The organism is Amycolatopsis eburnea (assembly GCF_003937945.1).
GTDB classification, from domain to species: domain Bacteria; phylum Actinomycetota; class Actinomycetes; order Mycobacteriales; family Pseudonocardiaceae; genus Amycolatopsis; species Amycolatopsis eburnea.
The window spans coordinates 91002-102991 of record NZ_RSEC01000060.1 but is presented as its reverse complement, the minus strand read 5'-3'; the positions used below and the strand labels follow the sequence as shown (position 1 = coordinate 102991).

Here is an 11990-nt window from a genome sequence, read left to right as displayed (position 1 = left end):
GAGCAGAGGTGACAACCCTGCGACGCCGGACGTTCCTCATAGCCGCGGCGGTGACCGGAGCGACGGTCGTGCTGCCGCCTACCACACCCGCGGGCGCCGAAACGAACCTGTGGGACGGGGCGCTCAAGCGCCGGGAGCCGAACCAAAACGGTGTGTTGACCGGAGCGCCGTCGCACAACGGCTGGGAGATGGAAGCGGTCGCCGACGGCCGCGGAAACATCCACACGCGCCCCGTGCCGGGCACGCCATTGTCCGGGGTGCAACTGCGCGTCGGTGTGGTGGACGCAGTGCTCGCGTACGTCATTCACCGGTTTCATTGCGATGTGGACGAACTGCGCGATGGTGACGTGGTCGGCTGGCGCCCTCCGGCGACGGTCACGCCGGCACTGGCCGAGTCGAACCGGGCTTCGGGGACCGCGGTCAAGATCCGCCCGGGGCACTACCCCGCCGGGTCGCGCGGCGGCTTCTACCCACCGCAGGTCGTCGCGATCCGCGCGATCATCGCGGACCTGGGCGGCGTCGTCCGCTGGGGCGGGGACGACAAACGCGTGGACGAGGCGTTGTTCTCCATCGACGTCGGGCCGGATGACCGCGCGTTACCGCGGACCGCGCTCCGGGTCCGTCCGTTGTGACGGCCGCCGACACCCGTCCCGAGTCGGTTGCCTGACGCGGAACCAGATCCGGGTGGCCGCCCACCGGCCGGTCAGGTGCGCGGTGAGTCGGGCCAGCAGCGGCACGCAGTTCCGCAGTTGCTCCTGCTCGCCGGCGGCGAGCGTGTCACGGATGGCGTTGTCCAAGGAGGTGGTGCGGCGCTCGCGTTCCTGGCGCAGGCGTGCCCCGCCGGCGTCGGTGATGTGCAGGAGCATCTTGCGGCCGTCGTCGGGGTGGCGTTCGGCGGTCACCAGGTCGGCGGTGGTTTGCGGACCGTCGCGGTCTACGTAGCCCAGCACGGTCGCGGCGGCCTGGCCATCGTCCCGTTCACCGACCACGGCATGCGGCATGCGCAACGCCACCTGGCGGACGCACGTCGCTGCACTCGGCAGGCCATGCCTGCAGTGCGTTGGGCAGATCGACGGAGCACAGGTCGCCCGTGACCGCGAAGGGCTGTTCGCGGACGACGATTACATCAAGAACGCAGGCCTCGACGCACCGGCCCGCGAGAACGTCTCCCTACTGGCGCCCTCAGTCACGGCGTCCCTGCTTGCGCAGTTCGTGAGCCTCGTCGTGGCGGCGGGCGGCCGCGGTGGCCCGGAACCGCTGCGCTTCTCACCGGCGACGCACACCCTCGGGCACCTCGACCACGAAACGGCGGCCGGCTGTGCCTAGGAGGCGATGACCGCCGTCGGCGACCGCCGTGTCAAGCTCACCAAAACGCACCTGGAAGCCAAAGCGGCTCGTGGAACGCGAAAAGCGCGTGAACGGTCGCCAAGTATTCGTGTGCGACGCGCCATCCAGGACATTCGGGAGAGATTGCCGGGATTCACGCTGTTTGGTGATCGGCTCGAGCCATGGACGCCCTTTCCTGGCTCGAACGACTGTGGCTGGCTGGCCGCGTCCCTTCGTCGACGCCCTCCGGGCTGGACCAGTAAGGCCGCCGTCGCGGCGTGCTGGGCCTCCGAAAAGGTGGGCATGACTCCACGATCGAAGACGTCCGCCGGACCTCGGCGGACGGCACGGTGCGCGAGCGGCACTGAATCGACGAAGTAACCACTGAGTTCGTAACGGTCTCCGGCGGCCGACGGGGGGTGAGACGTCTCTGGCTCGCCTACGACGAGCCGTCGCCATCTTCGCTGGGCTCGTCCGAGCTTGGCTGGAGTGTCGCGATGTACAGGGCAGCTTGGAGGAGCAGGGCGGCCAGGGGGCCGGGTACGCCTTCGAAGAAGCCGTGGGCGAGCTCGTTCCGGGCGTTCCACCCCATCGGGCTGGATAGCAGTATCGCGAGGTACCGTCCCCAGGACTCGTCAAGTCCGCGCTTCCCGAGGAACTGCAAGAGAACGCCGACGCCGACGTACTTTCCGGGCGTGGTGTTGCGCTGGGTCTGGTAGACCGGCTCGTCCAAGCTCCGGGCGAGGTTGCGCAACATCGTCTCGATCTTCGGCGCCAGCAGGTAGACGCAGGCTTCGTCGTCCCCCGACCAGTAGCGCAACAAGCAGTCGGCCAGCACACGCGCGATCTCTGCGGAGATGGAGGGATTCTGGGCGACGAAGAAGTCCTGGAGCTCTTCACGGCTGGGGCTGTGATTGGTCCCGATCTCGACGAGTGCCTGGGCGAAGATCGGGGCAGTGAAATCCATGGTAGTGGACTCGACAAAGGCGAGCTTCTGCAGTTCCCGCTCGTCGTCGTCCTGCGGCCGCCAGCGGGGGAGCCCGTCGCCGCCGAGCATCACCCGGGGAGTCATCGAAAATAGCGGTGCTTGCTGCTTGAGGACTTCCACCCGCGCACGGTTTTCGTCAGTGAGCCCGCTGGGCGGGACGCCGATGCCTCCGTGAGTGAACCGCTGCAGGCAAACGCGCCAGTCGTCGTCGGCGGCGATGTGGTCCACCCATCGGCGGATCTGCTCGCCGGGGATCTCGACGGATCGTCTGATACTTTGCAGCCCCATTTCGTCGTTGTCGATTTCCTGCAGGGCCTTGGTGGCCTGGGCGACGAGGTCGTTGTGCCCGTGGTTGCGGGAGTATTCGATGGCCTTGATGAGGTGGTTCATCTTCCGCAGGCCCCACGTCGTCTCGGCGGCCGCAATCCAGATCGTGGCGATTTCGCGGTCGATCCGATCGAGTTCGTCCTTGTTGCCCTTCGCACGACGCCGTTGCAGAGCGGCCACGTCCGCCTCGATGTGCGGATCGTCGGCGTAGCGGGTGCGCGCTGTGGCAAGGAGGTCGTCGACTGCTTCGGGCGGGTTCTTCTCGGCGACCAGCCGCTTGAGCAGCCGGAACGGGACTCCCGGATGCCACTCGGCGTCCTCGACGTACTCGCGGGCGTCGGTGATCATCTGTGCCATCGTGCGCTGGGCCAAGTCGTCGCGCTTCATTTGGCGGGCGATGTCGAGCGCACGGACCAAGGCGAGGGCTCGGTAGAGCGGGATCCAGTTTCCGACGCTCAGTTCCAAATATGCGAGGCAGGCTCGTTCCGCGTGGATGTGCCGGGGCTGCCGACCGAGGGAGAAGAGGAGATCGTTCAGGCGCGCGCGTACCGGGGAAGTCGAGGAGGAATCTGCGACCGCCGCCCAGAGGTCGGCGACCGACGTCGGCAGCGTGCCAAGCGGCGCCGGATACGTCTTCCCGCCCAGCGTCCACGCCGAAGCGAACACCGACTCGTCGGCTTCCCCGGCCTCCGTCATCCGATAGTCGAAGGCGACCGCGATGGCGTCGATGTCAGCGGCGTCCCGGCAGGGCTGCAATGAGGTCGACACCTCGTGCCACCCGGTGCTGGCCGCGGCAGCGGCGCTGTCCGCCAGCGTGATGAGTTCGCCGATCCGCTTGGAGGAGAGGTCGAACTGCAGGCCTTCTTGTGCAGTACTGGACACGGCCGACACGGTACCGGGGGCCTTCCTCGAACGTCGCGGAGTTTTCGCTGACCACGGGTCACTGCTACACGAGCTGAATCCGAAGCGAGGTGTAGTTACCCATTCGGGTGGTGTTGGCTTGCCCCGCGGTAGGGCAAGGTCGCGGGCCAGGAATGGCGCGAGCACCGGTTCGGACGCTGACTCGGTTCTTGTCATCCGAGCGAGGGAGCTGGCGCTATGAACAGCCGGTCCACTGAGAACAGTCCGTTGACCATGTTGCAGAAGGAGTTCAGCGATCCCCGGGGCGTGGCGCGATTCGATCAGGTTCTCCGTGGCTGGGCCGCCGAGGACACCGCGCTTTCGGACGCTCCATCCCACGGAGACCTCGTTGCCATCCTGGCCACCCGAGACTACGGCCGCCACGATGAAGTGCTTCACGCACTCTTGGTCCGGGCTGCGGAACCGGCAAACTCGGGTGTCGTCGCCACCGAGATCGTCGTGAACGCGCTGCTGCCGGCTGTCCCGGGCATCGTCGGCAGGGTTGTCCGGGCAACTCGTGCAGCCGCCGGCGTGGTCGGCGTACGCCGTGGCGTAACCGGTGGTGGCGTCTCGGCCTCGGAAGACAGCCGTGACATCCAGGCGTCGGTGATCGGGCACCTCTGGGAGCAGACCCGGTGCTACCCGCTTCGGCGGCGGCATCACGTCGCGGCGAACCTGGTGCGCGAGACCCAGCGGGCCGCGCAGCGGGACTTCGGCGTCGACCACGGCCAGGCCGCCGCGGACGTGGTCAGCATGGACGACGACCAGGTCTACCGGCCTTTGGGGGCCGTCCCTGCCGAGCCCGATGCGTCGGAAGAACTGCTCGAGCTGCTGGCGTGGGCGGTGGAGGAAGAGCGGCTCGACGAGCACTCCGCCGCCATCCTGACCACCCGTTACTTCGATGGCCCGCTCGGTCGGGACGGCGTCGCCACGGACCGGCAGATCGGCGCGCTGATCGGGCTGAGCCAGCCCACGATCACCCGGCACCGCCGCCGGGCGTTCGAGCAGCTGGCCGAGGCCGCGACAGAGTTTCGCGGCCATCACCTGCCCTGGGCTGGCTGAATCACACCAGCGGTCCGACCTGCGTGCCTCTGAGCAACAGCCCGCAGGAAACGCACAGGAGGTCGAGTCGTGTTCCGTCGTCACGACCGCAGCGGCGCGGGCAGCAGCCCGCTGGTGAAGCTGCTGCCCGACGCGGAGCTCGAGCCTGCGCTGCGGGGTGCGACCCGCCGTGTCGGCCGGTGGGTGGCGTGGTTGGCCGTGCTGGCCGCCCCGCTTCTGATGATCGCCGGTCTGATCGTTCTCCAGCCAGCGGGTGCGCCGTCGATGCGGGACGGCGGTGCACCCGCGCCCTCTTCCTCGCCGGAGGGTTGGGCGGAGATGTACGTGCGGTCCTGGCTCTCGGCGACCCGGGACGACCCGGCGGATCTCGAGACCTTCTATCCGCCCGGGATGAAGTCGCAGCGGGCCGTGGGGACGCAGGTTCCGGTCGACACCGCGGTGGTCTCGGCGGTCTCGCCGGCGCCGGCGGTGTGGTCGATCGTGGTGGTCGCCGACGTGCTGGTGCTGCAGCCGGACGGCAAGCGCGCGGCGACGCTGCTGTGCGCCCAGGTAGCGATGACCGGTACGGAGGCCGCCTATGTCGCCGCGGCCTTGCCCACTCCGGTGGCTTGTCCGGGCATCGGCGGCGCCGTCGAGCTGGCTTACGACGAGCTCGCCGATCCGGGCGGCCCGCTCGGGCAGTCGGTCACCGGGTTTCTGGCCGCCTACCTGGCGGGGCAAGGGCAGCTCGACCGGTTCGTCAGCCCCGGGGCAAGCCTTGCCCTGCCGCGGCCGGCGCCGTACACGGCGGTGCAGGTCGCCGAGGTGCGCACGCACGAGAAGTTCGAGCCGGGCCAGGCGGCGAGGCCGGTCGACGGGACGGTTGTCCACAGCTTCACCCGCGCCTGGGGCTGGGACGCCACCGGGCAGAACACACCCGTCGACTACGCGCTGACGCTCGTCGCGCGGGCCGGCCGGTGGGAGATCAACCGCATCGAACCGGCGCCGCTGATCGCGGGCCGGTAGGCGAGGGGAAGTCCGATGATCGTGCTGGCCGCGGACGTGAAGTCCTGGATCGACACCAACCTGGCCTGGGGTGACCAGTCCGTCCGCCGGCTGATCCTGCTCGCCGCGATCGTTGGCGGGATCGGGCTGCTGATCGGCACCCGCGGGAACTTCACCCGGGCGATCAAGTACGGGGTGATCGCGGCGATCTTCCTCGGCATCCTGCTCAACCTCGACGGGGTCGCCGGCATGTTCGGCGCCTGGTTCACCCATTGAGCGCGCCGAAGAGCCGCGGCGACGTGCTGGTCGGCCGCTCCTACACCCGGTCGCGCCGGTTCCCGCGGATGTTCGGGCGGATGCCCGGTCGCGACGGTGGCTACCTGCCCGGTGGCCCCTACACCGTCACCCAGGGGACCCTGTTCCTGATCTTGCTGGTCGTCGTGTGGAAGCTGCCGTTGCTGGACTGGCTCGGGCCGGCCCGCTGGGGGCTGCCGTTGTCGGCGGTGTTCCTCCGTCGCGCTCGCATCGAGTCCCGCACCACGCTGGGCTGGCTCGCCGGGTTCTCCGCGCACGTGCTCGCGCCGCCGGCTGGCATGCTCGGCCGCCGCCCGTACCGGCCCTCGCGGCCGGAGCGCCACCGTGGCTGGCTGTACGTGCACCTCGGCGACGTGGGCGAGGAGCCGGTGTCGTCGTTGCAACAGGTGCTGGCCCACGCTCGGGAGCGGTGATGGAGTCTCCGGTGACCGACGTGGCGGGCAACCTGCTGTTTTGCGTCGACGGCTCGGTGTGGGCGGTGTGGCGGGTGCTGCCGCACGAGAGTGCCCGGTCCACCGGGCGGCAGCTGCGGGAGCTGTACGACCGCACGGTGACGCTGATGAAGTCGCTGCGCGGCGAGGTGATGATCGCATCGCTGTGCGAGCAGGTCCAGCCGCACGCGATTGTGCGGCGCTGTCTCGACGGGATCGATCTGGACGCGAACCCGCACTGGGCCGAGACCGTCCACAACGCCTGGGACCAACTCGACGACCTTGACGTCCTCGGCCGCAGCTTCTGGCTCGCCAAACCCCTCACCGGCCACGGCTGGAAAGACGCCGCCGGCGCGACGACCCGCGCGATGGCCGCCGCGGTCGGCGAGCTGCTCGGCCTGCCCGCTCGGCCAGCCTCCGCCAGCGCGGTGGCGGCCGGGCGGGAGCGGGCGCGGGTGGCGGCCCAAGAGCTCGGTGGAGCGGTGCCGTTCCGGTCGGCGACGGAGGCGGAGCTCTTGTGGTGGCTCACCCGCGCCGCGGTCCGTGGGTTGGACGAGCCGCAGCTCGAGCGGACCGGTGCCGTCCACAACACCGGCATCGCCGTGCGGCGGGGGAGTGGGCGCGCTCGGCTGACGATGTTGCGTAGCTGCGTGTTCGACGAAGGTGGTCGGACGGACGCGCCCGAGGATCGGCAGGGCTGGGGACCGCTCGGGTTGCTGAACCGCCGGTTCCTCAAGTGCGTGACCCCGCACGACGACGGCGCGGCCGCCAGCTACCAGGGCTTCCTCGTGCTGGCCGAGATGCCGCGGGCATTCACCTTCCCCGGCCACGAGATCCTGGCCCGGCTGGCCGACATCGGGTTCGGCGTCGACTACGCGCTGCGGATCACCGCCCGTTCGAACGAGGACGCCCGCGCCGTCAACCGGCGCCGGACCCGGGACCTGATGAGCCAGGACGAGGAGCACGCCGGCGACACCGCCGGCGTCCCGGCGGACGTCATCTCGGCGCAGGAGGAGATCCAGCACAAGAACGCCCGCCTCGGCGCCAGTTCCACCGAGATCGACCTCGAGGTCGGCATCGTGGCCTGCGTCTGGGGTTCGACCGCCCGCGACGCCGACGCCCGCGCCAAAGCGCTGCGGCAGGCGTTCCTCGGCGGTGAGTACCGATGGGAACGCCCGCTGGGTGGGCAGCGGCAGCTGTATCAGGCGATGTTGCCGGGCAGCCGGACACCGATGGTGCTGCGCGAGTGCAGCCAGAACCTCCTCGCCACCGACGCCGCCATGCTGCTACCGGTCTCGGCGACCGACTTCGGCGACCCCACCGGCGCGCTGTTCGGGCTGACCGTCGACGGCGGCGCCACCACCCCGTTCCTCCTCGACCCGACCTACGGCCCGACGCACGACTCGTCCGGCGGGATCGCGGTCATCGGCGAGCTCGGCGCGGGCAAGTCGGTGATCTTGAAGAACGTTGCCGCGGTCGTGCGGCTGATGATCGACGGGCGGGTGATCGTCATCGACCGGACCCGCAGCCGCGAATGGGCACCGGTTGCCGCCGCGCTGCCGGGAAACGCCCAGATCGTCGACATCATCGACCCCAGCCTCGACGACCGGCCCGCCGCGGCCGAGCTGCGGCACTCCTGCGACCCGCTGCGCGTCTTCCGCACCCCCGGCAAGTCCAGCACCGGGATCGCCGAGACGTTCTTCGCCTCGTGGCTGGACCTGGAGTCCAACTCCCCGGAGCGGGACGCGCTCGGCCGCGGCCTCGACGACGTCAGCGGCCACCCGGACGCCTCCAGCAACCGACTTGTCGACACCCTCCGCGAGCACGGCGCCCGCGACCCGGCCGCCCGGGCGCTGGCCGACCGGCTCGAGCGGCTGCGGCGTGATCCGATCACCCGCCCGATCTTCGACCCCGACCTCACGCCGGTCGACCTGTTCGGCGCTGACATGGTCGTGTTCTGCACCAACGAGATCCCGTTGCCGAGTGCGCTGGAGATGAGCAACGAGCGGATGGCCGCGCGGATCTCGCCGCGCAAGCTCTTCGGTCGCGCTTTCCACCTGCTGATCGCCGCGATCGCCAAGGAGATCTGCTTCACCCCGGGCCGGTGGGGCGAGTTCATCTGCGACGAGGCTTACAACGTCACCGGCACCCCCGAAGGCCAGCAGATCGCCCTGGAGTTCGTCCGCGACGGCCGCAAGCACGGCGCCGACGCCGCGTTCGGCTCCCACGCACCGAAAGACCTCGGCGACGAGGTCCTGCGCGGCCTGATCGCGGTGCGGTTCCTCGGCCGCCACCGCGACGACGGTCTCGCTCGCAGCGGCCTGGCGTGGCTCGGCGTCGATCCCGCGGACGCCCGCTACCACGAAGTCGTAACCAAAGACCTCTCGCCGCTCAACCCGGCCGGCGGCGAGGACGAGCGACGCGCTCGTGCGGGGGAGTTTCTGGCCCGTGACCACAGTGGACGGATCGGCAAGGTCAAGGTCCTCATCCAGCCGTACCGCACGCTGCCGGACGCCGTTCTGACGACCCCCGACGTGTCCCGAGGCCACCGGGCGCATTGAAGACCGGCCTCGCGTGCCCTGTCTCAGGAGAGACCGGGCCGAGGAGGGCGGATGAGGCTGAGCACCGGCGGAACTCGTGCGCTCGCTATCGCTGGGGTCGTCGTCCTTATTGGACTTCTCGCGCCCCGGGAAGCAGATGGCCAAACAGTTCCGCTGCCGCGGAACCCGTGTGAACCGTACCCGACCTGCTTGTGGATTCCCGGAAACCAGACGCCACCACCGAAGCCGGACCCGGAAGCGCCGCCGCTGCCGTTGCAGGACGATCCCGGGCACCACGTTCACCTCGGCGGGATATTCAGCATCGATGACGGCTACGGCCGCGATCTCCACAACTACGACCTCTTCGCGAACCTGCCCGGCCTGTTGGACAATCCGATGCCGGCGATCTGGCTGTGGCTGGGCAACATCGGCTTCGCCGTCGGCAAGTACGCGGTCGGGTTCTCGGTCTGGTTCACCGAATGGGCCGCCTCCACCCAGGTCTTCGACTGGATCAAGGCGCCGGCTCGCAGCCTCGAAGGCATCTGGCAGACCTCCGTCATCGGCGAGCTGAAGCTGCGTGAGATCGCGCTGCTCGTCGCGACCTGCTATCTCGGCCTGCTGTTCGCCCGTGGCCTGACCTCGAGAGCGTGGCGGGAAACCGCGTCCACCATCGCGGTCAACGTCCTCGCCATCGCGATTCTCACCCATCCCGTCGACTTCCTCATCGGCGACGACGGCGTGCTGTCGCTGTCTCGCGACCTGGGCGCCGACGTCTCCAGCGTCATCATGGGCCAAGACCCGGGCGGCACGGGGAATCCGGCCGCGCCGATCGGCCAAGCGTTCATCGACAGCCTGCTGATCACCCCGTGGGAGACGCTCAACTACGGCACGCCGATCAGCCGCGTCAAGGGCGTCGGCGGTGCGTGCCAGTACTCGGTCAAAAGGGTGCTCGACGAAGGGCCATGGTCCGGCAAGGACGACAGCACCCAGGCCCGCGAACTTGATGGCTGCCCTGGGGATTACGGCAGGTACAACGAGGTCGCCGACGGCGACCGTGCCCTCGGCGCCTGGCTGTACGCGATCGCGATGCTCCTGTTCGCGATTCTGGTGATCTGCCTCAACGCCGTCCAGGTCCTCGCCCCGTACCTGCTGCTGTTCGAGGGCCTCCTGCTCGCACTCGCCCTGGTCGCCGCGTTGGTGCCGTCGCTGCAGCACCAGCTCGCCTACCGGATCAGTTCGATCGCCGCGACCATCGCCCGGCTCCTGGCCGGCATGATTTTCCTCGCTGTGATGACCGTGCTGCTGCGCACGCTCATGGTGGCCGACCTCGGCCCGCAGCTGGTCCGGTTCGCGGTCATCGACCTGGTCGTGTTCTCCGGTTTCCTGTTCCGCAAACGCCTGGCCGCGAACCTCCAGCGCGTCCGCGGCCAGCTCAACTCCCGGCTGCAGCGGCTCGGCAGGCCACGCCGCGCCTCGAAGGCGTTGCCGGCGCCGGTCGTCCCCGCCGGCCCGGATCGGCTCGCCCGCACGGTCAGGGCCGGGACGTCGGCGTTCGCGGAGACGCTCGCCCCGGTCGGCCAGCTGAAGGACCGCCTCGTCGCCGCCAGCCGCGTCGGCGGGCAGGCCGGCGGGAAGGTGCTCAAGTACACCGTCGGGGCGCCGGTCTCCTGGCCGCAAGCCGCGCATCGGGCGCAGACCGCGCTCACCGCGAAAGCCGGTGTCGCCAAGGCTGCGCTGGCTCGTCGTGCCGAAACCGCGAAGACCTATACGGCCGCGTACGCCGGCAACCTCGGCGCGGCGACGGGTGTCGTACCGGCCTGGCATGCCGCGACCATGGTGCTCGGCTCGCTCGGTGACCGCTCAGGCCGGCAGAAGCAGGAGCCGTCGACGTACCTCGCCGGTGAGCTCGGCAGGGTGACGCCGCCGGTCGCCGGACGAAAGCCGGAGTTCACCGGCACCAACCTCGGTACCGCGGCTCGCGGCCGTGGATTCCTCCCGAAGCCGTCGGGCGAGCCACCGTTGCCACCGGCGATGCTCCCGCCAGCGACTCCGTGGGCTCAGCGACTGCGTGACCGTCTCGGCAACTCCGCGGACCGGCGATGAACCCGCTACTCGCGCTGCGCGCCGCCGAGTGCGCGCGAGAACACCTCCGTGAGCACCCTGGCCGGTGGGGCTGCGTCGCTGCGCTGCTGCTCCTTGGTCCGCCCGCCATCTGCGTGCTCATCGTCGTCTTCCTTCTCACCGCGCTGACCGGGACCAGCGACACCAGTTCGGCGGCTGCCCCTGCCGGAGCTGTGGCGGACATCCCGGCTGAGTACCTCGCTCTCTACCGCCAGGCCGCGCAGACCTGTCCCGGCCTCGACTGGTCGATCCTCGCCGCCATCGGCAAGGTCGAAACCGACCACGGTCGTTCCCCGCTGCCCGGCGTTCACAGCGGGGTGAACAGCGCCAAGGCCGGCGGTCCGATGCAGTTCCTCCAGTCGACCTTCGACGGTGTCGTCGCTCGTCACCCGATCCCGCCCGGCGGCGCGCACCCGCCGTCTCGGTACAACCCGCATGACGCGATCTACGCGGCGGCGGCCTACCTCTGCGACTCCGGCGCCCGCGATGGCCGCGACTTCCGCGCCGCGATCTTCGCTTACAACCACGCCGAGTGGTACGTGAAGAAGGTCCTTGACCAAGCGGACACATACCGTCGCGCGGCTCGCGGGAGCGACTGCACGTCGATCCGAACGTCGAGCAAGGCCGTCAGGACCGCGATCGAGTTCGCCTGCGAGCAACTCGGCCTGCCGTACGTCTGGGGCGGCGACGGCCCGGCGAACGGCGACCGGGGATTCGACTGTTCCGGTCTCGTCAAGGCGGCCTACGGAGCAGCTGGAATCGATCTGCCCCGAACCGCGCAAACCCAGTACGGCGCCGGCCCTCGGGTCGCCCTCGATCAGCTGCAACCCGGGGATCTCGTCTTCTTCGGCACGAGCAGCAACCACATCACCCACGTCGGGCTCGTCCTTTCGCCCGGCATGATGATCAACGCGCCGGACTTCGGCAAGCCGGTCCGCGTCGACGCCATCGGCCGCCCTGTGGGCGCGACGCGGCCCGCAAGTTCCGCGTGACGCG

General features: G+C 69.7%; 11 protein-coding genes. 9 read left to right on the top strand and 2 right to left on the bottom strand.

The window, feature by feature from the left end:
• The first annotated feature begins 8 nt into the window (after positions 1-8).
• The gene (locus EIY87_RS36055; protein ID WP_225440259.1) at positions 9-632 is read left to right on the top strand and encodes a M15 family peptidase; all 624 of its coding nucleotides are present in this window, start codon (positions 9-11) and stop codon (positions 630-632) included.
• Here the strand turns inward: EIY87_RS36055 and EIY87_RS36050 are convergent.
• A complete protein-coding gene (locus tag EIY87_RS36050) occupies positions 597-1001 on the bottom strand; it encodes a MarR family winged helix-turn-helix transcriptional regulator (protein ID WP_191984395.1) in 405 nt (134 codons plus the stop codon). The genes EIY87_RS36055 and EIY87_RS36050 overlap by 36 nt on opposite strands.
• Between EIY87_RS36050 and EIY87_RS36045 the strand changes: the two genes are divergently transcribed.
• Positions 1000-1326, top strand: coding sequence for a hypothetical protein (locus EIY87_RS36045; RefSeq protein ID WP_125314445.1), 327 nt, complete (start codon positions 1000-1002; stop codon positions 1324-1326). The two genes, EIY87_RS36050 and EIY87_RS36045, sit on opposite strands and share 2 nt — an antisense overlap.
• A gap of 439 nt (positions 1327-1765) precedes the next feature.
• On the opposite strand, the gene EIY87_RS36040 is transcribed toward EIY87_RS36045, so the two are convergent.
• Positions 1766-3523, bottom strand: coding sequence for a DUF4209 domain-containing protein (locus EIY87_RS36040; protein WP_158641431.1), 1758 nt, complete (start codon positions 3521-3523; stop codon positions 1766-1768).
• Between the two features lie 216 nt (positions 3524-3739).
• On the opposite strand from EIY87_RS36040, the gene EIY87_RS36035 reads away from it, so the two are divergent.
• The 7 genes from EIY87_RS36035 to EIY87_RS36005 all read left to right on the top strand — a co-directional run bounded on the left by EIY87_RS36035 (position 3740) and on the right by EIY87_RS36005 (position 11986).
• On the top strand, positions 3740-4603 hold the full coding sequence (locus EIY87_RS36035; protein WP_125314441.1) for a sigma-70 family RNA polymerase sigma factor: 864 nt from the start codon (positions 3740-3742) through the stop codon (positions 4601-4603).
• Between the two features lie 114 nt (positions 4604-4717).
• Positions 4718-5608, top strand: coding sequence for a conjugal transfer protein (locus tag EIY87_RS36030; RefSeq protein ID WP_125314439.1), 891 nt, complete (start codon positions 4718-4720; stop codon positions 5606-5608).
• A gap of 15 nt (positions 5609-5623) precedes the next feature.
• A complete protein-coding gene (locus EIY87_RS36025; RefSeq protein ID WP_086676642.1) occupies positions 5624-5863 on the top strand; it encodes a hypothetical protein in 240 nt (79 codons plus the stop codon).
• On the top strand, positions 5860-6315 hold the full coding sequence (locus EIY87_RS36020) for a hypothetical protein (protein ID WP_225440258.1): 456 nt from the start codon (positions 5860-5862) through the stop codon (positions 6313-6315). Before EIY87_RS36025 ends, EIY87_RS36020 begins: the two co-directional genes overlap by 4 nt.
• An 11-nt stretch (positions 6316-6326) precedes the next feature.
• On the top strand, positions 6327-8894 hold the full coding sequence (locus tag EIY87_RS36015) for an ATP-binding protein (protein ID WP_225440257.1): 2568 nt from the start codon (positions 6327-6329) through the stop codon (positions 8892-8894).
• A gap of 51 nt (positions 8895-8945) precedes the next feature.
• Positions 8946-10976 (top strand): hypothetical protein, encoded by a 2031-nt coding sequence (locus EIY87_RS36010; protein WP_125314436.1) that lies wholly within the window; start codon positions 8946-8948, stop codon positions 10974-10976.
• Positions 10973-11986: a C40 family peptidase gene (locus EIY87_RS36005; RefSeq protein WP_125314434.1), complete on the top strand. Its 1014-nt coding sequence runs from the start codon at positions 10973-10975 to the stop codon at positions 11984-11986. The genes EIY87_RS36010 and EIY87_RS36005 overlap by 4 nt, the downstream gene beginning before the upstream one ends.
• The last annotated feature ends 4 nt before the right edge of the window (positions 11987-11990 follow it).